Annotated in this window: 17 protein-coding genes; 4 read left to right on the top strand and 13 right to left on the bottom strand. The window is 67.7% G+C overall.

Features of this window, described 5'->3' with window-relative positions; translation table 11 throughout:
- Positions 1-31 precede the first annotated feature (31 nt).
- Positions 32-1,393: an MFS transporter gene (locus tag ACN675_RS07825; protein WP_420750312.1), complete on the top strand. Its 1,362-nt coding sequence runs from the start codon at positions 32-34 to the stop codon at positions 1,391-1,393.
- A 182-nt stretch (positions 1,394-1,575) separates the two neighbouring features.
- Here the strand turns inward: ACN675_RS07825 and ACN675_RS07820 are convergent, their stop codons facing one another.
- The 12 genes from ACN675_RS07820 to ACN675_RS07765 form a co-directional block, all read right to left on the bottom strand.
- Entirely contained in the window at positions 1,576-2,316 is a 741-nt protein-coding gene (locus ACN675_RS07820; protein ID WP_197251413.1) for an SDR family oxidoreductase, read from the bottom strand.
- 7 nt (positions 2,317-2,323) lie between these two features.
- The gene (locus tag ACN675_RS07815; protein ID WP_420750311.1) at positions 2,324-3,847 is read right to left on the bottom strand and encodes a class I adenylate-forming enzyme family protein; all 1,524 of its coding nucleotides are present in this window, start codon (positions 3,845-3,847) and stop codon (positions 2,324-2,326) included.
- Between the two features lie 104 nt (positions 3,848-3,951).
- On the bottom strand, positions 3,952-5,571 hold the full coding sequence (locus tag ACN675_RS07810; RefSeq protein ID WP_420750310.1) for an FAD-dependent oxidoreductase: 1,620 nt from the start codon (positions 5,569-5,571) through the stop codon (positions 3,952-3,954).
- Complete coding sequence (locus ACN675_RS07805) at positions 5,568-6,800, bottom strand: 3-hydroxyacyl-CoA dehydrogenase NAD-binding domain-containing protein (protein WP_420750309.1); 1,233 nt, start codon at positions 6,798-6,800, stop codon at positions 5,568-5,570. The genes ACN675_RS07810 and ACN675_RS07805 overlap by 4 nt, the downstream gene beginning before the upstream one ends.
- Complete coding sequence (locus ACN675_RS07800; protein ID WP_420750308.1) at positions 6,797-9,025, bottom strand: molybdopterin-dependent oxidoreductase; 2,229 nt, start codon at positions 9,023-9,025, stop codon at positions 6,797-6,799. Before ACN675_RS07800 ends, ACN675_RS07805 begins: the two co-directional genes overlap by 4 nt.
- Entirely contained in the window at positions 9,015-11,138 is a 2,124-nt protein-coding gene (locus ACN675_RS07795; protein WP_420750307.1) for a molybdopterin-containing oxidoreductase family protein, read from the bottom strand. The genes ACN675_RS07800 and ACN675_RS07795 overlap by 11 nt, the downstream gene beginning before the upstream one ends.
- 193 nt (positions 11,139-11,331) lie before the next feature.
- Positions 11,332-12,708, bottom strand: coding sequence for an MFS transporter (locus ACN675_RS07790; protein WP_420750306.1), 1,377 nt, complete (start codon positions 12,706-12,708; stop codon positions 11,332-11,334).
- A 30-nt stretch (positions 12,709-12,738) separates the two neighbouring features.
- On the bottom strand, positions 12,739-14,304 hold the full coding sequence (locus ACN675_RS07785; protein WP_420750305.1) for a class I adenylate-forming enzyme family protein: 1,566 nt from the start codon (positions 14,302-14,304) through the stop codon (positions 12,739-12,741).
- Between the two features lie 209 nt (positions 14,305-14,513).
- On the bottom strand, positions 14,514-15,743 hold the full coding sequence (locus ACN675_RS07780; protein WP_420750304.1) for a CaiB/BaiF CoA transferase family protein: 1,230 nt from the start codon (positions 15,741-15,743) through the stop codon (positions 14,514-14,516).
- Positions 15,740-16,402, bottom strand: coding sequence for a PaaI family thioesterase (locus ACN675_RS07775; RefSeq protein WP_420750303.1), 663 nt, complete (start codon positions 16,400-16,402; stop codon positions 15,740-15,742). Before ACN675_RS07775 ends, ACN675_RS07780 begins: the two co-directional genes overlap by 4 nt.
- An 11-nt stretch (positions 16,403-16,413) precedes the next feature.
- Positions 16,414-17,181 (bottom strand): enoyl-CoA hydratase/isomerase family protein, encoded by a 768-nt coding sequence (locus tag ACN675_RS07770; RefSeq protein ID WP_420750302.1) that lies wholly within the window; start codon positions 17,179-17,181, stop codon positions 16,414-16,416.
- An 11-nt stretch (positions 17,182-17,192) separates the two neighbouring features.
- Positions 17,193-18,377 carry an aromatic ring-hydroxylating oxygenase subunit alpha gene (locus tag ACN675_RS07765; protein ID WP_420750301.1) on the bottom strand — a complete coding sequence of 395 codons (1,185 nt, stop codon included), beginning with the start codon at positions 18,375-18,377 and terminating at the stop codon, positions 17,193-17,195.
- A 72-nt stretch (positions 18,378-18,449) separates the two neighbouring features.
- On the opposite strand from ACN675_RS07765, the gene ACN675_RS07760 reads away from it, so the two are divergent.
- Positions 18,450-19,049 (top strand): TetR/AcrR family transcriptional regulator, encoded by a 600-nt coding sequence (locus tag ACN675_RS07760; protein WP_420750300.1) that lies wholly within the window; start codon positions 18,450-18,452, stop codon positions 19,047-19,049.
- A gap of 72 nt (positions 19,050-19,121) precedes the next feature.
- Positions 19,122-19,685, top strand: coding sequence for a DinB family protein (locus ACN675_RS07755; RefSeq protein ID WP_248675102.1), 564 nt, complete (start codon positions 19,122-19,124; stop codon positions 19,683-19,685).
- Between the two features lie 160 nt (positions 19,686-19,845).
- On the opposite strand, the gene ACN675_RS07750 is transcribed toward ACN675_RS07755, so the two are convergent.
- A complete protein-coding gene (locus ACN675_RS07750; protein WP_420750299.1) occupies positions 19,846-24,501 on the bottom strand; it encodes an AAA domain-containing protein in 4,656 nt (1,551 codons plus the stop codon).
- Positions 24,502-24,711: 210 nt separating this feature from the next.
- On the opposite strand from ACN675_RS07750, the gene ACN675_RS07745 reads away from it, so the two are divergent.
- Positions 24,712-25,550 (top strand): glycoside hydrolase family 3 N-terminal domain-containing protein (locus tag ACN675_RS07745; RefSeq protein WP_420750298.1); only part of this gene is annotated, 839 nt, incomplete at its 3' end.

Raw genomic sequence — 25,550 nt, 5'->3', positions numbered from 1 at the left:
TCGCCCACCATCCCCCAACGCGAGGTTTCGCATGACCGAACGTACAACTGTGCCTGCAGACTCCCCTGCAGGCACCTCTCCTGGACACTCCCGCGCGGACTCGCGACGCGCGAGCCGCGCCGCATTCGTCGGGACTCTGCTCGAGTACTACGACTTCAGCCTCTACGCCTCAGCAGCGTCCGTGGTCTTCGCCAGCGTGTTCTTCGCCGGCTCGAGCCCCCTCCTGGGAACGCTCCAGGCGGTCGGCACATTCGCCGTCGGATTCCTCGTCCGCCCGTTGGGCGGAGTGATCCTCGGCAGCCTCGGCGACCGCCTCGGTCGCAAGCGCATCCTCGTCTTCACCCTCGTTCTGATGGGTGTCGCCACCCTGCTCGTCGGTCTGCTGCCGAGCTACGCCCAGATCGGCTGGATCGCACCGGCTCTGCTGGTGTTCCTGCGAATCCTGCAGGGCATCGGCGCCAGCGGTGAGTACGGCGGTGCGGCCCTGGTCGCCGTCGAGTTCTCACCCGAGAAGAAGAAGGGCCTGATGGGCTCGTTGCCCGGTATGGGCGCGGCGCTCGGCGGTGTGCTCGGAACGCTCTCGCTGCTCGTGGTGGCATCGCTGATGTCCCAGGAGAACTTCCTCGCGTGGGGTTGGCGCATCCCGTTCCTGTGCAGCGTCGTGATCCTCGCCTACGGCCTGTGGCTTCGCCGCAGCCTGCCCGAGACACCCGCCTTCCGTGAGATCGAGGAGAGCGACACAGTCTCGAAACGTCCGCTCCTCGACGTTATCCGGCAGCAGCCGCGCGCCCTGCTGACCGTGCTCGTGATGACCATCGGCCAGACCGGCATCGGTTACTTCTACATCGTGTTCATGGGCACCTTCGGCAAGAACCAACTCGGCTACGGCGGCACCGAAGTCCTCGTCGGTCTCATCGCCGCGCAGCTCACGAACGCCGCTCTGATCCCGATGTTCGGGTCCCTGTCGGACCGGGTCGGGCGAGCGCCCGTGATCATGTTCGGCTTCCTCTACAGCGCCGCGTTCGCCTGGATCGGCATCTCGCTGCTGTCGGGCGTCGGCACTCCCCCGCTGCTGTACTGGGTGGTCATGGCCGCCGGCAACGGCATCGGCGTCGCCGCCATCTTCGGCCCGATGGGCGCCTACGTCATCGAGCTGTTCCACACCCAGCACGCCTACAGCGGTCTCGGTCTCGGCCGTGAGGCCGGCAATGCGCTGGGTGCGGCGGTCGTCCCGGTCATCGCGGTCGCGCTGGCCTTCGACGACACCACCGTCTGGCTCAGCCTCCTGGTCTGCGTCGTCTCGCTGCTCGGCTTCGCGGCCACCGTCCTGTCCCGCAGCCGACGGTCCTCGGTCCGGTCCCGGGACGAGGTCGAGGTTCCGGTGCCGGCGTAGAACGGTGCCTGCGTAGAACACAGAGTCCGAGACGGGCCCCGGTCGATATGACCGGGGCCCGTCCTCGTTTCGGCGTCGGCTCGCCGGCGTGGGCCGGCCCGCTCCATGACGACACAAAGAAGTGCGACCCATGCCGATCGAATCGGCATGGGTCGCAGTAGGTTCGAGCTTCAGATCGAGTTTCAGACGCCTACCGGGCCGCCCCGCCACACCCCGATCTCCTCGCCGGAGACGTCGGCGGCGTTGTCGCTCACCAGGAACGACACGGTCGAGGCGATCGACTCGGGCGGGATCGACGGCCAGTGCTTCGTCAGTGCTTCCACACCCGCTTCGCCGCCCGACGAGACGATGTCGGTCGCGACGAACCCGGGCATCACACAGTTGACCGTGATGCCACGCCGCGCCACCTCCTGGGCCATCGTCTTGGCCATGCCCACGAGGCCGGCCTTCGCCGCGGAATAGGCGCTCATGCCGGGCGCGGGGCGACGACCACCCGACGGACTGTTGACGAAAACCACTCGGCCCCAGCCCTCTTCGTACATGGCAGGAAGCGCGAAGTGGGTGCAGTAGAACGCCCCGTTGAGATTCACCGAGACGACCTCGTCGAATTCCTCGGGGCTCTGCTTCCGGGCCGCACCGGCCTTGTTCATCCCCGCGTTGTTGACGAGGACGGTCGGGGCACCCAACTGCGCGGTCGCGTCGGCGATGAGCCGTTCGGCGTCGGCAGCCTTGGAGATATCCGCCTGAATCGCCACGGCCCGACCGCCGTCCGCGACGATCTTCGCCACGACGTCCTCGGCGTCGCGCGCACTGCGCGAATAGTTGACCGCAACGGCGAATCCGTCGGCGGCGAGGCGTCGCGAGACGGCAGCACCGATACCCCGTCCTCCGCCGGTGACGACGGCAACTTTCTGTGAATCCACTACTCGCTCACCGTACCTTGTCGTAGTTGTCGGGCACGTCCGCGAAGGAGTCGCGCAACTGCCGCTTGGCAATCTTGCCGCTGGCCATCCGGGGCAGCGGTTCGTCCAGGAACACGACGTAGCGCGGCACCTTGTAGTCGGCCAGCCGGTCGTTGCAGAAGTCCACGACCTCGGATTCCTTCATCTCCGTGGTGGCCCTGACCAGCGCGGCCGGCGTCTCACCGAACTTGGCGTCGGGAACGCTGATCACGGCGACCTCTTCGACACCGGGGATCTGGTTGATGACGGACTCGATCTCGGCGGGTGAGATGTTCAGACCACCGGAGATGATCATGTCCTTGAGACGATCGACGTACGTGAGGTAGCCGTTCTCGTCGAGCTTGCCGAGGTCGCCGGTCTGGAGCCAGCCGTCGACGAGGGCGGCGCGGGTGGCCTCCTCGTTGCGCCAGTACCCCGGCATCATGCCCGGACCGCGCAGCAGGATCTGCCCGGTTTCGTTGGGCGGGAGGTCGTTTCCTTCGGCGTCGACGACCCGGATCTTCGTGAAGATCCCGCCCCAGCCGCACTTGTCGGGATGCTCGGCAGCCTCCTCACGGGGCATCGCCGTCGCCGAACCGCCGATCTCGGTCTGACCGTAGATCTGCCGCAGCGCCACCCCCTGCTCCTGCCACTTGCCGAGCAGGTCGACCGGGACCCGGGCGCCACCGACGTGCGCGGTGATCATGTGACTCAGGTCGGCCTCGGCGAATCCGGGCACCTTCGCGATCTGCTCGAACAGGATGGGCGGCCCGGTGAGGGTGTTGGCCTTGTCCTCGGACAACACCTTCAGCGCCTTCGCCGGATCGAATCCGGGCTGAAGGAACAGGGTTCCGCCCTGCAGGACGACGCGCGAAATGCCCCAGATGATCCCGGCGGCGGTGAAGAGCGGCAGCACCAGCAGCGGCCGCAGGCCGTTGGGCTGGATGGGTTCCATGAGCGACCACTCGTGCATCTCGCCGGCGATCGTGGCGTGGGTGAAGATCACGCCCTTGGGTCGTCCGGTGGTGCCGCTGGTGAACACGATGGCGGTGGGGGTATCGAGATCGACGACCGGCGTGCGGTACCGCTCGTATGCACCCCCACGCAACGGACGAACATCCTTCTCGAACACCGCGATCGAGAACGTGTTGCGCGCCTGTTGCACCTCTTCGAGGCGGGGCAGCAACGCTTCGTCGCAGTAGACGACGGTGGGCTCGCAGTCCTCCACGAGGGTGGTGAGTTCACCTGCCAGCATGCGCTGGTTGAACCCCACGGAGATGGCACCGACCTTCATCGCGCCGAGCGACGCCACGGCCCACTCGAGGCTGTTGACGCCGAGGAAACTCACCCGATCGCCGGGGACCACGCCGCGGGACGCGAGGTCGTGCGCGACCCCGTCCGCCCAGGTGGACAATTCCGCGTAGGTGACGACGTCGCCGTCGAAGTCGATCGCCGCCAGATCCGGCTTCGACCGAGCCCAGTAGGTCAAAGCATCTACCACGGTGCCGCTCATGCAAACCTCCAAGATGAATCGCGTCGATCGCGGGACCCGACCCGGTGAGATGCAGGTCACATCCGCGCGTTAAATCTAATGTTTGTTGTTTATTGGGGCAAGTCTCACCTACCGCCCGGACCGCCTGCCACCGAGAGCATCGACTCGACGTCGACCAGCTTCTGCCGGGCACGGCCGAGGCGTCGCCCCTCGACGCGTTCGTGCCGGTCGATGCGCTTCCAGCCGTCGACTTCGATGGCCGTCGGGCACCGGCTCTCGACCAGTGAGGCCAGCTCGTCACGTGCACGGTTCGGCCGAGGAAGCAGCGCACGCGAGTGATCGGCGACCACAGCCTCGACCGTTTCGGCGGCGCAGTACCGGTTGGTGCCGATGACCCCCGTCGGACCCCGTTTGATCCAGCCGGCGACGTACAGGCCCGGCACCGGACGGTCGCCGGCCGGATCGATCACCCGACCGGCGACGTTGGGTACCGTCCCGCGCTCGTCGTCGAACGGAAGACCCGGAAGCGGGCGGCCACGGTAGCCCACGGCACGCACCACCAGCGAGGCCTCGAGGTCGGCGTCGGTCCCCTCCCGTCCGTACGGCGCGATCCGGATGCCCTCGACGTGGTCGCCGCCGAGAACCTCGACCGGCGCTCCGTCGAATCGCAGCGTGATCCGCCGGCGGCCCCGGCCGGGAACCCGTCGCGCATAGTCCGCGATCGTCCGAAGCTTGACCGAGGCGCCCTCGGGTGCCTCGTACCCCCCGTGCACGGTGACGTCGACCTCCGGCAGCGACCCCAGAGCGAGCAGCTCGGGGGTCGTGAACGCCGCGTGCTCGGGACCGCGGCGACCGAGCACGACCACTTCCTCGATCGCACTGTGCCGCAACGCTTCCAGCGCGTGCTCGGCGATGTCGCCCGGCACGAGGCGTTCGGGGTCGCGTGCCAGGATGCGCGCCACGTCCAGCGCGACGTTGCCGTTGCCGACCACGACGGCCCGGCGTCCCGACAGGTCGAACGTGCGGTCTGCGTGGTCGGGATGCCCGTTGTACCAGGCGACGAATTCCCGTGCGGCCACACTGCCCGGCAGGTCCTCGCCCGGAATTCCGAGCTTCCGGTCGTCGGACGCTCCGCTCGCGTGGATCACCGCGTGGTGATGGGCGAGCAATTCGTCGACGCCGATGTCGCGGCCGATCTCCACCCCGAAGAAGGCGTGGAACCCGGTGCGTCCTGCGGTACGGGCGAACACCCGCTCCACCGCCTTCGTCGTCTGGTGGTCCGGGGCCACCCCGTAGCGGACGAGCCCGCCGGCAACGGGGAGCCGTTCGAACATGGACACCTCGACGTCGACGTCGCGCCGCTTCAGCAGCTCCTCGGCCGCGTAGAAGGCCGAGGGTCCGGACCCCACGATCGCCACCCGCAGCGCACCCGGCCGGTCGGTTGCGGTGGCGGGTTCCGCCGGCACCTCTCGGGGGCCGGACGCGGTCGGGTTGTCCGCGAAGTACGAGGCATTGAGTTCCCGGTAGATCTCGGTCTCGGCGGTGAGGTCACCGTCGGGAACGATCGCGTCCACCGGGCACACGTCGGCACAGGCGCCGCAGTCGATGCAGGCATCGGGGTCGATGTAGAGCATCTCGGTGCGGGCGTACTGCGCTTCGTCGGGGGTCGGGTGGATGCAGTTCACCGGGCACACCGCGACACACGTCGCGTCGTTGCAGCAGGATTGGGTCACTACGTATGTCATGGCCACTCCGGTTGTTCGTTGAATTGCGGACCCGGCTCGGGCGGGAGGAAACGGTCGCCGTAGCGATCGGCGAGTTCGTGCGCGCGGGCCGTGAACCCGTCGACGCCCCCTGGATGGGCGCGGGCGAACGAGACGACCCCGCCCGTGTGTGCGGGAAACCCGATGCCGAGCACCGAACCGCTGTCCGCGTCGGCGGCGGAAGCGACGACACCCTCGGCGAGACACCGCAACGCTTCGACCACCTCGACGAAGAGCAACCGGTCGCGCATGTCGTCGATCGGGATCGGCTTCACCGGACCGAACGACTCGCGAAGACCGGGCCACAACCCGATGCGCGCGCCGTCGGCGTCGTAGTCGTAGAACCCGCGGCCCACCGATCTGCCGCCGCGGTCGTGGTCGTCGATCATGCGTGCCCGGACCCGGTCCGCACGGGTGCCGTGCCATGTGCCGCCCGCGTCCTCGACGGCGATCCGGTTCTCGCGCTGCACGTCCCGGTTGAGCGTCAGCGAGATCTCGTCGAGCAGTTGCAGCGGTGGGACCGGGTATCCGGCGTCGGTCGCCGCGCGTTCGACGACGCCCGGATCGATTCCTTCCCCGACCGCGATCATCGCCTCGTCGAGGTAGCGTTCCATCACCCGGCTGGTGAAAAATCCCCGGCTGTCGCGCACCACGATGGGTGTCTTCCCCAGCTGCCGCGCGTAGGCCAGCGCGCTGGCGAGGGCGCTCTCGGCGGTGCGCGCGCCGACCACGGTTTCCACCAGGGCCATCCGGTCGACCGGGGAGAAGAAGTGCATCCCCACGAAACGCTCCGGGCGCGCCAGCGCCGACCCGATGGTGGTGATCGGCAGGGTCGAGGTCGTAGAGGCGAGCACGACGTCCGGCGCGGTGACCGATTCGACCGCCCGCAGGACCTGCTGTTTGACCGCGACGTTCTCGGCGACCGCTTCGACGACGAGCGCCGCCTGCGCCAGATCCTCGGCGCGTGCGGTGGGCCGGATGCGGTCGAGCAGTGCCTGCGACACGGCTTCGCTCGTCGTGCCCGCACGGAGGGCACGTTCTTCCCGTCGCGTGGCATACGACTTGCCCCTGCGTGCGCCGTCGTGCGTCCGCGCGAACAGGACCACGTCGGCTCCCGCCCTCGCGCACGTGTAGGCAAGGGCGGCCCCGATCATCCCCGCCCCGACGACTCCGATCGTGGTGCCCGCCAGGGTCCCCGGCTCCGCGGTCATGCCGGCACGCTCTCGATGCGGGCGACGTCGACGGCAAATCCGTTGAAGATCGGGGTACCCGTCAACGGCTCGACCACCATGTCGTCGACCAGGGCGTTGACGTTGGCGCCGGGCGCCGCGGCCGAGCGGGTGGTGCGCAGCCCCGCACCGTCGTGTCCCCACCCGTGCGGGAGACTGACCACGCCCTGCCGCATCGAGTCGGTGACGTGCAGTTCCGCGACGATCGATGCGGTCTTCGACGTGACGCGCACCGTATCGCCGTCGGCGAGGTCGCGCGCCGCCGCGTCGACCGGGCTCATGAACAGGGCGCACTGCCCCGAATCCGGTTGGGGCAGCGCATTGTGCAGCCAGGAGTTCATGCCGCGGCGCTGACGCCGGTTGATGAGGACCAGGTCGGGGACGGGTTGCTCGAGCGCATCGCGCAGGCGGGACAGATCGGCCACCAACTCGTCCGGGGCAAGGTCGATCCGGCCGTTCGGCGTCCGCAACACCTCGGGTACCCGCGGTTCCAGAGGCCCGTAGTCGACGCCGTTGGGGTTGCGCTCGAGCAGTTCGAGGGTCAGGCCGCCGGGCACGGCGCCGAACCGGTCACCGTACGGGCCGCTGCGCAGCCGCAGATCGAGCAGCCGTTCGGGGCCGGTGCGATCGCCGGTGGCCCGGACCACGTCGTCGACGTCACGGCCGGCGAGTTTCGCCGCGCGGCGGGTCGCGGTGGCGGCGACCTCGTCGTCGAGCTCGGCGATCGGGCGGTCGGGTTCGCCCCTCACGATTGCCGTGAGCCGCAACAGAATCTGCCATTCGGGCATCTGCCCCGGGCCCGGCTCGAGCAGGGGCGCCGAATAGCGGGCCACGTTGCGCACCTGGAAGTGGGTGATCGCGAGGTCGTGGTGTCCGCGGGTCGTCAGCGGCGGGGGCGGCAGGATGACATCGGCGTGCCGGGTCGTCTCGTTGAGATAGCCGTCGATGCACACCATGAAGTCGAGGTCGGCCAGCGCGGCCTCGACGGCTCGGCTGTTCGGGAGCGACCGGGCCGGGTTGCCGGAGATCGTGATCAGGCCGCGCACCTGTCCCGGCCCGGGGGTGAGGATCTCCTCGGCGAAACACACCGCGGGAATCTCCCCCATCGCCTCCGGCATGCCGCGCACTCGCGATCGCCATCGATCGAAGACACGTGGTGCCTTCGGGTTTGCGGGCCACGTTGTGGGTCCGCCGGCGGGCGGGACCGGGAACATCGCTCCGCCCGGCCGATCGAGATTGCCCGTCACGACGTTGAGAACTTCGATCATCCAGTTCGCGATACTGCCGAACTCCTGTGTGCACGAACCTATTCGGGAATGCGCAACGGCGCCGTCCGCAGCCGCGAATTCGCGGGCGACCCGGCGGATCTCGTCGGCGTCGAGTCCGCAGATTCCCGCGACCGCTTCGGGGGTGAAGGGCTCGGCGAGGCGGAGAACGTCGTCGATGCCGTCGGTGTATTCGCTCAGGCGGCCGGGAGCGGCGAGACCTTCCGCGGCGATCACCGACACGAGCGCGAGCAGGAAGAAGGCGTCGGTTCCGGGTCGGATGGCAAGGTGGCGGTCGGCGATCTCCGCCGTGCGGGTGCGTGCCGGATCGACCACTACCAGCGTGCCGCCGCGCGCACGCAAGGCGTCGAGCCGCTTGCCGATGCCGGGCGCTGTGATCGTACTTCCGTTCGATACAAGCGGATTCGAACCGAGGATCAACAGGTAGGACGTGTGGTCGATGTCGGGGACCGGCATCCCCAGTCCGGTTCCGTAGAGCAGCATGTTCGCGTAGTTCTTCGGCAGGGTGTCGATGCTCGCGGGCGAGTAGACGTTGCGGGTGCCGATGGCAGCGATCAGCGGGTGCGCGTACAGCGACGGGTCGAGGTGGTGGGCGGCAGGGTTGCCCGAGTACACGGCACAGCTGTTCGGGTCCGCCGCGATGATCGGAGGCAGTCGTCGGCCGATCTCGGCGAAGGCTTCGTCCCACGTCGCCTCGCGGAAGCCGTCCCCGTCGCGGATCAGGGGCGTGCGGATGACGTCGGGGTCGTTCTCCAGCCGCGCGAGGCCCAGTCCCTTGGCGCAACTGTGTCCGGCGCTGAACACGTCGTCGGGGTTGGACGTCACCGACGTCACGGTGCGTCCGTCCAGTTCGAACAGCAATCCGCACGTGGCTTCGCACAACGGGCAGATGCGCACCCCGACGGTCTTGTCAGCGAGCACTTGCACACACCTCACGTTCGATGGTCACGGGTACTGCGGTCAGTCTGGGCATTGCGTTGATGGTCTGGACCCGGTCGTAGCCGGTCAGGTCGTTCACGTTGCTCCCGGCGACCCGAGGGTCCGCCTCGGTGTCGGAACCACCCCAACAATGGGTCATCGACACCGTGCCCGGGCCGACGCTCGGGTCGGTGTGCGCGACGGCCCGGATCCGTCCGTGGGCCGAGCGGATCCGGACGATGTCGCCGTGTTCGATGCCCAGTCGCTGCATGTCCTCCGGATTCACGCCTGCGGGGTTGTACCCGTGGCGTGGTAACCCGCCGATCTCCCGGCCCAGCGAGTTCATCAACTCCCGCATTCGCCGCACCGTCAGGCGCATCGGAAACTCGTTGATCCGGATCGATTCGCCGAGTGCAGCGGCGATTTCCCCGGCGACGTCGTCCGGGCACAGCGAAAGGCGATGTCCGGCTGCGTCTTCGGATGGCGGGCCCACCACCTTGTCGTCGGGAGGCGCAAGCATGCCACGTGGCGCTTTCTTCAACTCGGCCACGGGAATGCGCCCGCGCTCGGCGAACATCGCGAGCAGTTCCTCCGAGGTCGGCGGTGCAGACGGATCCAGCACGCGCCCGGCGAATTTGATCGACCGACCGGACGCGGCGGCGAGGCGGAAGTAGAACTCCCAGTCCTCGATCACGCCTTCCGGCGGCTCCACGATCCGCGGGGTGTACTGCGCGAAGGGCCGCGCGAAGAAGAACTCCATCAGCAGCGTGTGGTCGGGACGCTCGTACGCCATGGTCGGCGCGATCACGTAGTCGGCGAGCTGCGCGGTATCCGACATGCGGGTGTCGACACACACCAGCAGGTCCAGCGCACGCAGTGCCTGTTCGGCTTTCACCCGGTCCGGCAGTGCCCGTGCGGGATTGCCTCCCGAAACCACCAGGGCCCGCACCCGGTCGGGGCCGGGCTCGAGGATCTCGTCCGCGAGAATCCCGGACGGCAGTTCCCCGTTCATCGTTCCGATGCCGCCGATGCGGCTGCGGAATCCCGACTCCCAGGTACGAGCTGCAGAACGAGCCTCGGCCCGCGCCGGGACGTCCCGCGCGAGCACGTTGTGGTTGGGCGTCGCCTCGCCTTCGCGCAGGTACCGGCCACAGACGACGTTCAGGCACGCCACGAGATGCTCGGCGAGGTTGGAATGGGGGCCCATGCACACCCCGGTGCCCGTCGTCGCCATGCCCCGGGGTCCCGCTGCGAACAGCCTGGCTGCCCGGATCACGTCGACGGCGGGAACACCCGTTGCTTCCTCGGTGCGCTCGGGGGTGGCTGGCGCGACCGCGGCGGCGAGGGCGTCGAGGCCGTCCGCGAAGCGGTCGCAGAACTCCCGGTCGTGGCGGCCTTCGGACAGGATCACGTGCAGCAATCCGGCGAACAGCGCGGCATCCGTCCCGGGCCGCAGCTGCAGGTGCAGATCGGCGCGAACTGCGGTCTCGGTGCGTCGCGGATCGACGACGATGAGCTTCAGTCCGCGGGCCCGCGCGTCGCGGATCGAGACCGACGGGTTGCGGGTGATCGCGCCGTCGCCGTCGCCTCCGTTGAGGGAGACCATCGGGTTCGTGCCCGCGAGCAGCCACACGTCCGCCGTGTCGAAGCGCTGTCTTCCACCGAGGTACTCCCCCATCCGCGCCTGCACGACCCACTTGGCGGACTGGTCGATCGTCATGGTCGAGAAGAGTTTGCGAGATCCGGTGGTGCGGAACCACGCTCGCGCCATCGGTCCGGTCAGCGCTGCGAAGTTCTGCTGGGTGCCCATGAAGAGACCGAGCGAGTCCGGGCCGTGCTCACCGGTGATTGCGGCGATCCGCTCGGCGATCTCCGCGATCGCGGTATCCACCGGAACGGGCTCGTAGTCGCCGTTGCGGGTTCGGCGCATCGATGTGGTGAGCCGGTCCGGGCCCTGGAGGAAATCGCCGCCCCGACGGCCCTTCGGGCACGAGTAGCCGCCGGACAGCGGGTGCAGGCCGTCGCCGACGATGCCGACGATGCGGTCGCCGTCGACCTCCACACGCACCCCGCACGACGCGGGGCACAGACGGCAATAGGACAACTTCACCGGCACCGGTTGCTCCCTCCGCGGTTTTCGGGCAGAGACAATCGCCCTGCAAAGACGTGACCACCACCACACATCGGGCTTAATCTAACATCTGTAGTTAAACACTGCAAAAGGTGTCGGGCGGGCAACGTCGTCGTCGACACAGCACAAGGCCGTTCACCGACAACGTGGTGTCGGTGAACGGCCTTGTGGTCCAGTTCTATTCGGCTTCGACCAAGCTTGGAGTTGCGGCCGCCGCGACGCTGTCGTCACGCCCTGGTCGCCGACTTCGGAGCGCCAGGACGCCGAGCGTCACCACAGCCAGCAGCGTCGGCACGATCGTGAGCAGGAAGATGCTCTTGGCATCCAACCCGGCCGCGATGAGCAGCGCACCGATCGCCGGCCCCGCGATCGAACCGACTCGTCCGATGCCCATCGCCCAGCCGACACCCGTTGCGCGGACCGCGACGGGATACACCGTTGCCGCGATCGCGATGATGCCTGCCGAACTTCCCGACATGCCGAACCCGACGAAGAAGACCGCCACCAGGAGAAGCCATCCGCTGCCGAGCAGCAATGCGACCGCTGCGGTGAACACGGCGCCGAGGGTATAGCCGGCCATCACGACGACGAATCCGTTGCCGATCCGGTCGGTGATCCGCCCGAACGTCAGCGCACCGGTCATCCCACCGAGATTGAACAGCGACGCCGCCACGAGGGCGGTCGATGCACTCCGGCCGCCCTCCCCGAACAGGGTCGGCATCCAGCTGAGCAGGAAGTAGATGACCAGGAAGTTGATGACGAACACGCCCCACAGCAGGACCGTGTCGGCCGCGCGGCCGGAGCGGAACAGGGCGCCCACCGGCGACTTCGTCGCGACCGCCGCGTCCTGGATGAACCGGGTCGCGGCGTCGATACGCGCCTCGGGTGCGATCTCGCCGACGATCTGCACGGCCTCCTCGTGGCGCCCGCGGGCCACCAGGAACTTCACGGATTCCGGCAGCCATCGCAGGGCCGCGACCACCAGGATCAACGGCAGCACACCACCGAGGACGAACAGCGACTGCCAACCGAACCTGGGGATGAGGAATGCAGCGCCGAAGCCACCGATGAACCCACCCAGCGACATGCCCGCGATCGTCACCGTCACCATCGTCGCGCGGATCCGTGCAGGGCTGTATTCACTCACCATGGCAACAAGATTCGGTGTCACTCCACCGAGCCCGAGGCCCGCGATCACCCGCAGCACGATCAGCGCCGGCATCGAGGTCACCACCGCAGTGGCCAGCGTGAACACCGCGAAGATGACGGTGCACGCAATGATGATCTTGCGCCGACCGTAGCGGTCGGCCAGCGGGCCGAACAACAGACTGCCCACCACCATCGCGCCTGTGCTCAGCGCGAGCGCGAAGCCGAACGATGCCGGTGCGATGTCCCAGTCCTTGGAGATCGCCGGAATGACGAACCCGATGAGTTGCGCGTCGATGCCGTCCAGGATCGCGAGACCCAGGCACAGCGCCAGCACACGCTTCTGCAGGGACGACAGAGACGAACGGTCGATGAGCGCGGTGATGTCCACATCGCGAGTACCGCTCACGTGCGTGTCCTCTCGGAGAAGGGATGGAGCTCAGGACCGGGACGTGGCAGCGTCCGCGGTGGATACATCCTTGGGCACCGGGATGGCGTCGACCGGCGGCGTCTGGAATCGCTCCCGCAGAACAGCTTTCGCCAGCTTGCCGGAGAAGGTGCGGGGCAGCGGCTCGTCGAGGGCCACCGCGTGCACCGGTCGCTTGAACTTGGCGAGGTTGCCGCTCGACACCGAGGTGATGTCGCGGACGATCTCCTCCGCCGGACGTTCGCTGTGGAAGACGACCATGGGAACCTCACCCCACCGGTCGTCCTTGACGCCGATCACGGCGAGATCGACCAACCCCTCGATGCCGTGCAGCACCTTCTCGATCTCGGCCGGGTACACGTTCAGGCCGCCGGAGATGAGCATGTCCTTGCTGCGATCGACCACCTTGAGGAAGCCCCCCTCATCCTGCAGGCCCAGGTCGCCGGTGTGCAGCCAGCCGTCGACGAGCGTCGCCGCCGTGGCCTCCGGCTTGTTCCAGTACTCCTGCATGACGTGCTCACCGCGCACCAGGATCTCGCCGACCTGGTGCGGCTCGGCGAATCCACCGTTCTCGCCCGCGATGCGCAGCTGCGTTCCGGCCAGGGCCAGCCCGGCAAATCCCGGACGGGTTCGAGCATCCTCGTAGTTCAGTGTCGATGCCATGCCCGACGCCTCGGTCAGTCCGTACGCTTGCGTCATCGGCACGCCGCGGCTCTGGTAGAAGTCGAGCAGGTCCAGGCTGATCGGTGCGCCACCTGCGCCCGCAAAGGTGAACTTGGCGAGCTTGCGCTTGCCGAAGTCGGGCAGCTGCGTCATGCGCTCCCAGATGACCGGGACGGTGGTGGTCGCGGTGATCTGTTCGCGCTCGAACGTGTCGAGGGCGATGGCCGGGTCGAACTCACGCAGCAGCACCATGGTGGATCCGGGCAGCACGACGAGTTGCGCAAAGATGGACAACACCGAACCGGTGTAGACCAGCGGAGCCGAACACATGACGCGGTCACGACCGGAGATGCCGTGGCTGAGCACCTGGGCGATACCCGGCGCGAGCGCATTGCGGTGCGTGATGAGCGCGCCCTTCTGGACCCCGGTCGTGCCCGACGTGTAACAGATGAACGCCGGATCCGAGGGGTGGATCTCCACGGCGGGAGCCTCACCGGGTTCGAGCAGCTCGCTGTACGGCCGATGATCGGTTCCGCCGATCGCGAAGATCTCGAAATCCGTTTCGGATGCCGCGACTTCGAGCAGGGGCGCCAGCTCGTTCTCGACGATCACGACACGCGGCGCCGAGTCGGTGATCATAGGTGCCAGTTCCTTGCCGACCAACCGGAAGTTGAGCGGGACGCTGATCGCCCCGAGCTTGAGCGTGGCCAGAACGATGTGTGCCAGCTCGGGGCGGTTGAGCATCATCACGGCGACACGATCGCCCTTCCGCACGCCCCGGGCTGCGAGCCCCCGCGCCAGCGAGTCGGTGACCGCATCCACCTCGGCCCAGGTCTGGGAAGTGTCCCCGAAGACGATCGCTTGCTGGGTGGGACGAGTCTTGCCCCAGTATCGAACCAGATCGGCCAGATTCATTCTGTCTCCTCGTGCCGGCCGTGGCGGCGTAGCCCGCTCTCGCTCACGACTGTCGAAATGTGCGGCTCCTGCCGAGCCTGTCCACCCGTCCAAGATCCCCGGGCGCGGGAAGCACACTCACCGAGAGTGTGAGCGCGGTCACCGGGGACGGGACGAATCTAACATGCGTAGGTAAACGGTACAACCGAATCTGCCGGGTATTTTCTCGGCTAACCGCGAGCGGCCGCGCTCCTGCCGGACGGATCGCCGGAACCGTCGTGGCACGACAGGCCGGCGAGCACCTCGTCGGTGTCCGCGCCGAACTTCGGAGGCAGTGCCGGCGCGAATTCCTCCCCGGACACCCGGATCGGGCTCGCAACGAATTCGAGTTCACCCACGCCCTCGTACTCGACGCGGTAGGTGTTGGAACGGCTGGTGAAGTGCGGATCGGCGATCATGTCGCTGACCGAATTGACTGGCCCACCTGCGATCTCGTGCTCGAGAAACAGCGCGAGCCATTCGTCGCGCGTGCGCTGCAGGAAGATCTCCCGAAGCTCCCGGTACACGTGATCGGCGCGCGCCGGCGCCTCGGCATCGGTACTCACGAGATCTATCTCCAGCAGATCCGGGCGGTCCACCGCGAGACAGAAGTTGCGCCAGAACTTCTCGACGTGCGAACCGAACAGCATGGCTTCGCCGTCCTTCGTCCGGTACGCCTCGAGGCGCGGCCAGTCGGGCAGGCGCCCATCCGGCAGCCAGGTGGGACGCGGGATCGACCGGTCCTTGTTGAGTTCGGCATCGATCAGATCGGGCATCCACGCTGCGGCGACGTCGATTCCCGCCACCTCGAGCCGGCAGCCCTCCCCGGTGCGGCCCGCCCGGTGTACCGCGGCCAGCAGGCCCATCGCGCCGTACGCACCGAGCGCGTACATCGCCATCGGTGGCGTTGTCCCACCGGCGATCCCGTCGATCGGCGGCTCCTCGGGCGTGCGAACCTCACGGAGCCCCGCATAGGCGTCGAACACCGGCCCGCCGGTGCCGAGTTGGCTGTACGGGCCGTCCGACCCCATGCCCGACACCGTGCAGAAGACGATCCTCGGATTCACCTGTCGCAGTCGGTCGTATCCGACGCCGAGCCAATCCAGGTAGCCGCCGCGCATACCTTCGACGACGGCATCGCACGTGCGGGCGAGGTCCAGGAATGTGCGTTTTCCCTCGTCGGTGCGCAGATCGAGCGCCACGCTCTTCTTCCCGCGGTTCCACCGCAGATGCATGAACGAGGGTCCGTCCTCGTCACCGATCGCGCGGCTGCCGCCCACCCGCACCGGATCTCCCAGCGGCCCCGACTCGATCTTGATGACTTCGGCTCCCAGATCGGCGAGGTGACCGCCGACCGACGAAGGTGCCAGTTGCGCGACCTCGAGGATGCGCATTCCCTCGAGGAGGGAGTATCCGCTCATTCCGTGCCTCTTTCGGAAATATTCAGTGTCTGTTCGGGTTTCAACTCGACCCACAGGCCTTCGGCCTCTGCGACCAGTGTGTCGCCGTGGTACATGGCTCCGCGCATGAACCGCTTGCGACCGTCCTGTCGCACGAATTCCGCCTCCACCCGCAGTTCGACGTGGAGCGGAGCAGGCGCCCGGAAGTCCACATGGAGATAAGCCGTGCGAGCCCACGGACGCCCGAAACCGTTCGCGAGCCGAGCCATGATCTCGTCGAAGATCAGCGGCGTGACACCGCCGTTCATCGCGTAGCGGCCGGAATGGAAGCGGCCGACCGTGACCCGTCCCCGAGCGGTCGTTTCCGTCACCTCGTCGAGGTGCAACGGGGGCGCAAGGGCCTGGCCTCGTCCGGCCAGATCCCATCGACGGCCCGGGATCTGGTCGTCCTCGCCGACCTCGTGCTCCTCCAATTCCGTTGCCACGGAACGGATTTTCCCGGCGATGGCCGATGCGGTCGCGGGGTCGGGACGCGATCGCGTGAAAGCCTCCTGCACCGCACGCACTGCGGCGACCAACTCGGCGAACTCGTCGTCGGCCTCGGCCGTCGGGGTGAACGGATCATCCCAGTTCGGGTCCCAGACATCTATCGATGAACTCGCACGATTCAGAACGTCCATGATGCCCCCTCTCACACGGTTTCCTCACGGGCACCGAAGAATTCCGTGAACATGTCGCCGACGGCGCGCGGCCGCAAGGTGGTGCGCGCGACCGTGTTCTCGCGGTCGTAGCGACTGCGCAGATCGCGTCCGTGTCCGGCGAGCAGGAGCGATTTGATTTCCCTGATCGCCTCGGGCGGTTGCGCCGCTATCTGCGCTGCCGCCTCCAACGCGGCCTCGAGCACGTCGCCGTCCCTCGCGTAGCGAGTGAGCAGGCCGATGCGGTAGGCCTCGTCACCGGCGACCGCGCGCGACGTCATGAGGAGATCTCGCGTCTGCCCCGCTCCGATCAACGTGTCGAGAATCCACGTCAGATTCGCGCCACCGTACTTGGCCGCGGTCACCGTGAACCGCGTCGACGCGCCTCCGACCCGCAGGTCGGAGCACGCCGCAAGCAGGGTTCCGCCGCCGTACGATATGCCCTGAACTGCAGCGATCGTGGGTTTGGGAAATTCGAGGTATCGCCACAGCAATTCCTCGCGCTCGAGCATCGCCTCCAGGTTCTCCTCCGACGACAGCACGGCGAGTTCCTTCAGGTCGTACCCCGCGGAGAAGGCACGATCGCCCGCCCCCGCGATCACGACGACCCGGACGGTGTCGTCGGCTGCGGCCCGCGTGAGCGCCGCATCGAGTGCTCGTTGCATCGACAGGGAGATCGCGTTGTGCGCCTCCGGACGATTCAGCGTCAACTGCAGTACGCCCGGCCCGGGCGACGACTCGAGTAGTTCGCTCGTGGTCATGCCGCTCGGGGTCATGCCTTGGCGCCGGCGTTCTTCCGGCGCTCCTCCGCCATCGCGGCGGCATCGCTCATGATCATCTTGTGGAACACCTGTCCCGGAAGTTCGTTCCGCCCGTAGACCAGTTCGTCCACCTGCCCGTGCGAGACATTGTCGGTGATGGTCTTGGTCACGAACCAGTCCTCCGCGTGGAGCGTCTCCATGAGCAGTTCCCAGTTCTTCTCCAGGATCCGTTTCTCACGAGGAGTGGTGGGCTCGGACGGCGAGAGCAGCCGGATCGTGCAGTACGACACGTTGGGATCGTCCACGTCGGGGACGATGGTCCAGATCTCGAAGTGGTTCGGCTCGGTGACGAGCATCGTGCCGGGATAGATCGTGTAGTTGGCGAGGGAGTAGTCGCGCACATCGAACGAATCCGGATTGGCGTCGCGTACGTCGGTAATCGACCTGCGCGCCACCACGATTCGCCACGAACGGTCGACGAGGTCGAACGCGGTGATGTTGCCCTCGAGGTAGTTGCACACCGTCTTGGTGTGCAGCTGGCACAGGTGGTACGAATCCTGCACGCCGTCCACCGCGATCTTCCAGTTCATGTCGAGCTTCCAGGTCTCCTTGCGGACCTGGAACGAGTCCCCGATACCGGTATCCGCGACCTCGGCGTCGTGCTTGTCTCCGAGTACCTGGGCGATGTCCAGGTCGGCCCCGACCGTCGGCACGACCCAGACGAGACCGTGCCGCACCTCGCACGGAAACTCCACCAGACCGTATTGCGAGCGATCCATCCCCTCGAAGCCCTCGGCGTGCGGCAGGCCACGCAGCGAACCGTCTCGGCCGTACGCCCACTTGTGATAGGGGCAGCTGAAGATGCGCTTGCATCCCGAGTCGTCGAACTCGACCTTGGCTCCGCGGTGCCGGCACACGTTGGAGAACGCCTTGACGGAGCCATCGGACTGCCTGACCACCAGCAACGGCGTGCCGATGAGGTCGGTGGTGATGAAGTCGCCCGGCTGCTTCAGCTCGTCGACGTGCGCCACGATGTGCGGAAACCGACGCACGACGTCGCGTTCGAGGCTTGCCAGCTCGGGGTCGTTGAACACGGAGAAGGGCACATGCAACAGGTCGTCCGCGTAGTCGGTGGTGTTGTTGTCCTTGTGCGCGATCAAGCGCCGAGTGAGTTCGATCTTGTCTTCACGCTGCATGCCCTCAGGATGGCACATGAGACATCAGGCGTCTAGTGTCTCAGCGAGACTACTCGGCGGTATTGTTCATGCGTGGCACAGAAGACCGATGCAGAGACCGTGGACGTCACCGCGGCGATCCTCGTCGCTGCCGAATCGTGCTTCGAGCGGTTCGGCATCACGAAGACGACCATGGCCGATGTGGCCCGAGCAGCGAACATCTCCCGGGCGACGCTCTACCGATACTTCTCGGACCGCGAAGCGCTCATCATGGCCTCGATCGTCCGCCGCGCACGCATGAACATGGAGCCGTGGCGAGCTCGCATCCGGGAGTACCCGACCTTCGGCGAACGGATCGTGGAGGGCCTCTGCGCCAACATCCGGCGAGGCATTCGGGATCCGATGATCCACCTGCTCGTGTCTCCCGCCGAGGCCACGCTCGCCAACACGCTGCTCGCGACGTCCGGCAAGGCCGTCGAGCTGACCCGCGAGCTGTGGGAGCCGATTCTCACCGAGGCACAGGAGTCCGGCGAGTTGCGCACGGACATCGACCTGGACCTGCTGTGCGAATGGCTGTCCGAGCTCGAGATGAACTACATCAGCGCCCTGGGCGCCGATGCCGGCTCGCTGGACCGGCTGCGGGACAAGCTCCGCATGTTCGTGGTTCCCGCCCTGGTGGCACCAGGGCACTGACACTGGATCACCGACAACGCCGGGTCGCCGATCCCGCACGGAGGTCCTGCAATATGCGGGACAGTGGGATTCATGAACGCATTCGACCTGAACCACTCGCTGCGTGAGCAGTGGGAATTCCACTGGAACCATCAGATCCGAGCCAGGCTCGATGGCCTCACCGACGACGAGTACTTCTGGTCCCCGGTACCCGATGCGTGGAGCGTGCGACCGCGGGGCACGTCGACGGCGCAGATTCAGGCGGGATCGGGTGACTTCACCATCGACTTCGCCTTCCCCGAGCCCGTGCCGGCACCGTTCACGACGATCGCGTGGCGGCTCGGCCACGTCATCGTCGGGGTGCTCGCCGTCCGCAACGCGGCGCACTTCGGTGCCGCACCGGCGTCGTACGAATCGTGGGAGTACGCCGGCGACGCCGCCACCGCGCTCGACCAGCTCGAAACGCAGCTCGACGTGTGGCTCGCCGGCGTCCGGGATCTCGGCAACGACGGGTTACTGGTCCCCGTTGGCGACAAGGAACCGTATCCGGAGCTGACGAGGGCGGATCTGGTGCTTCACATCCACCGCGAGCTGATCCATCACTTGTCGGAAGTCTCGCTGCTGCGCGACCTGCATACGCACACGCATCGCTCCTGAGCCGGGGTCAGAGTGACCATGTGGGCTCGGTCCGATCCACGACTCGAGTCGGAATCCGCCCACACTGTAGCGTGAGCGAATCCGCACTCGCCCGCGTAGATCGTCGGGCGGCCGCGCTCGAATCGCTGTGCGGCTGTCCGGCCGGCGCGCGAACCCCGCCCTACGAAGGCACTACACCGGCCGCGCGATATACCGTCCGCTCCCCCGGCGCGGAGATCTCGTCGACAACCCCCTTGGCGACGAGGTCCTCCAGCACCGCAAGCACGATCGTCCAGTCCACATCGAGCCTGCCCGCGAGTTCGACGACCGGATGCGACTCGTTCCCGAGTGCATCCACGATCAGTTCGGCGAGCCGCGCCGACACCGCCATCGCAGGCGAAGCAGCGAGTCCGGGGAGCTCGAGGGACGAAATCTCGACCATCGGAATCGGCTCGGTGATCGCAGAGTCGACACCCGGTGCCGGAATGACTTGGGTCTCAGCAAGGTTGGGCGTGATACCCCGCCGCTCGAGCTCGCCCCACAGGCCCGCCATCGACGCGACCGAATCGAAGTAGTAGTCGGATTCGCGGATCCGCCAGAACCTCCACCCGGACCGTTGCAGTTCACGTTCCCGTTCGAGCTCGGCGCGCTGCCGGTCGGGGCCGGTGTGCCAACGATCGCCGTCGCACGCGACCGCCAGCCTGCCTGCTGAACCGGTCACCACCAGATCGATGAAGTGGCCGTTGACCTCGACCTGCGGGTTCACGTGATATCCGCGAGCAACGATGTCGAGGAAGACCTCCTGCTCGAAGAGGCTGCCGAACGCCTCGTGCCGCTCGTCGCGTGTCACGCCCTCCGGCATCGGCGCGGCGGGTGTCGGGGACGTCGACTGCATGTAGGAGAGCAGCGAATGCCGCAGGTCCGTCGGCCGCAGCGTATCGACCGTCCGCGAATGGAACAACCACAGCTGGTCCTGCGCCCGCGACGCGGCAACGTTGAACCGCCGCTGGTATTCGGTCCGCGTCATCGCCGCGATGTTCTGTTCGGGTGCGACGACCATCGACAGGAACACCACGTTCCGCTCGTCGCCCTGGAAATCCGGGGGCGTGCCGACGCGGAGCCGGCATTCCTCCCACTGCTCCGGGGTGAGCCTGTCCAGCAGTTCGTTCTGGATGACGTCGACCTGCGACTGTCCCTGCAGAACCACCACACCGAACGTCTTCCCGTCATAGGCCTCGTCCTCGAGGCACTGCACGAGCGTGTCGACGAGGGCACGTGCCTCGACGCGGTTCGTCAGCGACGAATTCTGCCCGGTCACGAAGCCGTCTTCGACGAAGGTGGTGCGCAGCGGCGGCAACCGGTCGGACCCGAACTGCCGCACCGGAACCAGCGGGTCGTCCGCATAGAACTGGTCGCTGGACCAGGCGATGATCTCGGGCATGGACCGGAAATGCTCCCGCAGCCGGACGACGCTCCCGAATCGCGATCGCAGCAGCGAGAACATGCTCGACCGCGGAGTGAAACTGTCCCGCAGATAGTTCGGGATGTCCGGCAGGTAGGAGTCGAGACGACTGAACACACCGTCGAGCGCACCCAGCGACACCGCACTCGGCGCACACTGCTTGTCGTCGCCGACCACGATGACACGCGGCGCCAGCCACAGCAGGAACAGGCTGCTGATGTCGGCCTGGCTCGCCTCGTCGACGATGACGACGTCGAACGAATTCTGTTCCGGCGGAATCGAAGCCAGCACCTGTTGCAGCGGCATCACCCACGCGGGCACCGCGCCCTGCGCGACCTGCATGGCCTCACGTGCCGCGGCACGATAGCGCTCGGCGTACCTGCCGGTGCCCTTGCCGATGCTCGCCACGTGGTCGCGGTACGAATGCAGCGCCTGGACCTGCTCGGCGGTCGTGCGATCGAGACACGCGCTCCACGCCTTCTCCGCGGCGAGCTGCGCGGTGAGCCGCGCGATGTCCTGCTCGACTTCATCGAGGTCACGGTCGAGCTGCAGGTCGTCGCGGTTCTCGTGATGGTCTCGCACCCATTCCTCGGCGCGACGCCACGCCCACGCGTTCTCGATGTCGGCGAGGCGGGCAGGCCATGGCGGTTCCGAAGGACCGTTCCCGAGAGCGTGCGCGAGAGCCGGTGCGGCGTCGGTCAATCGCGCGTGCAGGGAGACGAGGTCCAGTTCCTCGCGGTGTTCGCCGGCGGCACGGTCCCACGCGTCCAGAGCCGCGTTGATGCCGTCCAGGTCCGCGTCGTGGAAGGCCCGGGCCAGGGCACGTCCCTCGGGTGACGCACCCCCCGAAATCTCACCCCGCACATACATGCCGATCGATTCGAGCCAGGCCTTGCTCGCCTCGGCGGTCCCGGCCGCGGCGATGGCCCGCGCCGACTGCGCAACGGACCGTGCCTGTTCGACGTTCGCGATCCGCGGCGCACCGGGGTTGATCTCCCGCAGCGCCGACTCGACGTCCCGTGCCCGGGCGACGAGGTCGGCGACGATGACGCGGTCCCTGTCGATGAAGGCCAGCGCGCCGACGGCACGGCTGCGCGGCTCGTCGAGTGGGATGTCGATACCGAGATCGCGGAGGGCGATTCCCACCACCCGGACCGCGTCGAGCGCGCGTAGGTGTTCGGCGACGATCCGGGCCGTCTGGGCGGTGGTGGCCGCGACGCCGTCGACGGTCGCGAGCTCACCGAGTTCCTCCACCGCGGATTGCTCGTCGCTCCTGCGGAATCGGGTGAAGCCACTGCGCCACGTGTCGCCCGCTTCCAGCTTGTTCGCCAGCGCGTCGTAGGCCTCGAAGGCACGCTGCCCCGTCACCGGTGTCTCCACCGTGTGGGCGCCGACGAACCGGTCGGCCTCCTGCGCTGCCTGCACGAGTTTCGCGAACTCGGCGGCCTTTCCCCACAGATGCTGCGCCTGCCCGGACAGGACGTCGTCGGCGAGGCGCTGGAATCGCGGATCGAGCCGTTCCGCATCCTGCAGGGCCCCCTGCAGTTGCCGGCAGAGTTCGTTGATGCGGGCGAGCGCCTCGGGTGACGCGCCCTCGAGAACCCACAGCAGTCCCGACGCGTGACCCTCCGTCGCCTCGGACGGTGCCTGGGCGACCGCGTTGCACGCGTACTGCAGCTCGCGCTGGGTGGGAAGGGTCAGTTCCGGGAAGACCTGGAATCGGCGCCGCGCGCGGTCGACGTTCGACCGCTGGTGGAGCATGAGGAGGATCTGGAATTCCTCGGGGGTCAGCGGTGGGATGTCGGTGAGGACCGGGCCGGGCAGCCATCCGTACCGCGTTTCCTGTGCCCGGACCCGCCGGACGATCGACGCGACGGTCCCGCCGTAGCCGGCCGAGACCTCGGGGTGGACGACCGTCTCTTCCGCGCGGCTCTGCCGGATCTGTTCCGTCAGCATCGCTCGACGGTTCAGTGCCTCGTCGCGTTGCGCGGTGAGGTCACCGATGCGCTGCGCCGCGCGCCGTGGGTTGAATTGTGCTTTGCGCGTGGCGATCCCGCTGATGCTGTGGGTGAGCTCCTCGGAGCCGCCCCGCGCCGTGTCGGTCACCGACACGCACAGTTCCTGCAGCTCGGGCGGAAGCATGCCGCGGAGCACGCGCAGCGCCTGCGCCTTCTCACTCGTGACCAGCACGCGCTGACCGCGAGCCAGCAGGGCCGACATGAGGTTGGCGATGGTGTGGGTCTTGCCGGTGCCCGGCGGACCTTCGACCACGACGCCGATGTCGCCGGTGAACCGGTCGATGATGTCGCGCTGCTCCTCGTTCGCGGGCAGCGGGAACAGCGGATCGTCGGCGAGCAGGGCGGACGGCGTGACTGCGCGAACACCGTCGGCGATGCGGTCGAGCCATGCGACGCGGTCCGCCGGCTCGATCGTCTCGACGAGCTGCGCCAGGCCGAGCGGCACGGGGTTCGACTCGTCGGCGGCGGCCCTGATCATGCGGTCGTAGTACTCGACGAGCGCATACGCACCGCGCTTGCGCAGCACCAGGGCGGGTGACGGCGTCAGGAACGCCTCGGGCGCCCGCGCCTCCTCGGCACGATCGACGACGTCGACACCCACGGTGAGCGCGCGATCGGCCCACTCCTTGAAGAACGCCCGGGTCGCGGGGTCGACGGGCGACGCGACCTGCAGGGCGAGGGATTCGTGCAGGCTGCGGGTACTGGACGGGTCGAACACCTCCAGCCCGGTGAGGAGCTGGGTGTCCTCGAGCGACGGGCCGGCCTCGGAATTCAACCGGACGAACAGGTCGCCGGACTCCGCGTCACGCTCGACGAGGGCGGACTGCGTGATCAGGTGGGTGCACACCCGCTCCCCCGCCACGGCAGTGGAGAGCTGCAGCAATCCCGATGCGACGACGAGTTCCAGCGATTCCGGTTGGCCTTCGAGGTCGAGCATCGCGCGCTGCAGGAACGTGTAGACCTGCGACTCGGCGCGGCGTTCGCGGTCGGCGGCCGCCCACGCCCGCCATTGCGCGAGCCAGGTGTCGAAGCCGCCGGTGTCCCCCGGAGTCCGCGGGTGAAGAACCGGTTCGACGGTGGAGTCGTCGATCGCGCCCTGCACGTACCTCGCGAAAAGCTCGGGAGGTTGCGGCGGCGGCTCTTCGAGGCGACCGCGCGGAACGCGGAGGACGACGTCGCCCGCTGCGGCATCCGCACGGAGACTCACCTCGTCGAGAGGCATCACGGCACGGTGCTTGCCCAATACCCGGACGGGTGCGCTGCGGGCTGCGACGAGCTCGGACAAGAAGGTGAGCAGGCGTTGCACGCGATCCCTCAGTTCGGGATCGTTCTCCCTCGACTCGACCACTCCACTCACCCTGCTTCCACCCGTCTGACGGAAACGGGCAGTACCACCTTAGGAACTGTTGCCGACATATTCATGTCCGGTCCCCCTTCGAATCCCCTCACCGAAATGACAGAATCCCATGTCCGGACCGTGTGCGGCCGACCACCCGGTGAGCAACCTCCACGATCCCGGCCTCTCCCGGCGTTACGGTACGAAACAACGCCCGAGCCGAGGAGAAGCATGAGCGAGTGGACCGACCGCCCGACCGCGGACATCGTCGCCGACCTGACGCTGGACGAGAAGGCGTCGCTGACGAGCGGTTCGAACTTCTGGTTCACCGAGCCCGTCGAGCGCGCCGGGATCCCGTCCATCATGCTGACCGACGGTCCGCACGGGGTGCGGAAGCAGACCGGGGGCGGCGACCACCTGGGCCTCGGCGCCGCGGAGCCCGCGACGTGCTTCCCGCCGGCGGTTGCCCTGGGTGGCACATTCGATCCGGACCTGCTGGAGCGGGTCGGGGTCGCGCTGGGCACCGAGGCCCGCGCCGCGCAGGTCGGGGTTCTTCTCGGGCCCGGTATCAACATCAAGCGAACCCCGTTGTGCGGACGCAACTTCGAATATCTCTCCGAGGATCCGTTGCTGTCGGGCGTCCTGGGCGCGGCTCTGGTGCGGGGGCTTCAGTCCCAGGGCGTCGGTGCGTCGCTCAAGCACTACGCGGCGAACAACCAGGAGACCGACCGGATGCGGGTGTCGGCGGACATCGATCCGCGGCCGCTGCGCGAGATCTATCTGCGCGGGTTCGAGCGGGTCGTCGAGGATGCCCGTCCGTGGACGGTGATGTGCTCGTACAACCGCATCAACGGGGTGTACGCGTCGGAGAACCGGTGGCTGCTCACCGACGTGCTGCGCGACGAGTGGGGATTCGACGGTCTCGTCGTCAGCGACTGGGGCGCGGTCGCCGACCGGGTCGCGGCACTGGCGGCGGGGCTGGATCTGGAGATGCCGTCGACCGGTGGCCGCACCGACGCCGAGATCGTCGCCGCGGTGCGCGCGGGCACACTCGACGAGTCCGTGCTCGA

Source organism: Rhodococcus sp. O3 (genome assembly GCF_048897285.1).
Lineage (GTDB): Bacteria > Actinomycetota > Actinomycetes > Mycobacteriales > Mycobacteriaceae > Rhodococcus.
The sequence above is the reverse complement of the archived record's forward strand: the minus strand, read 5'-3'. Positions and strand labels throughout refer to the sequence as shown.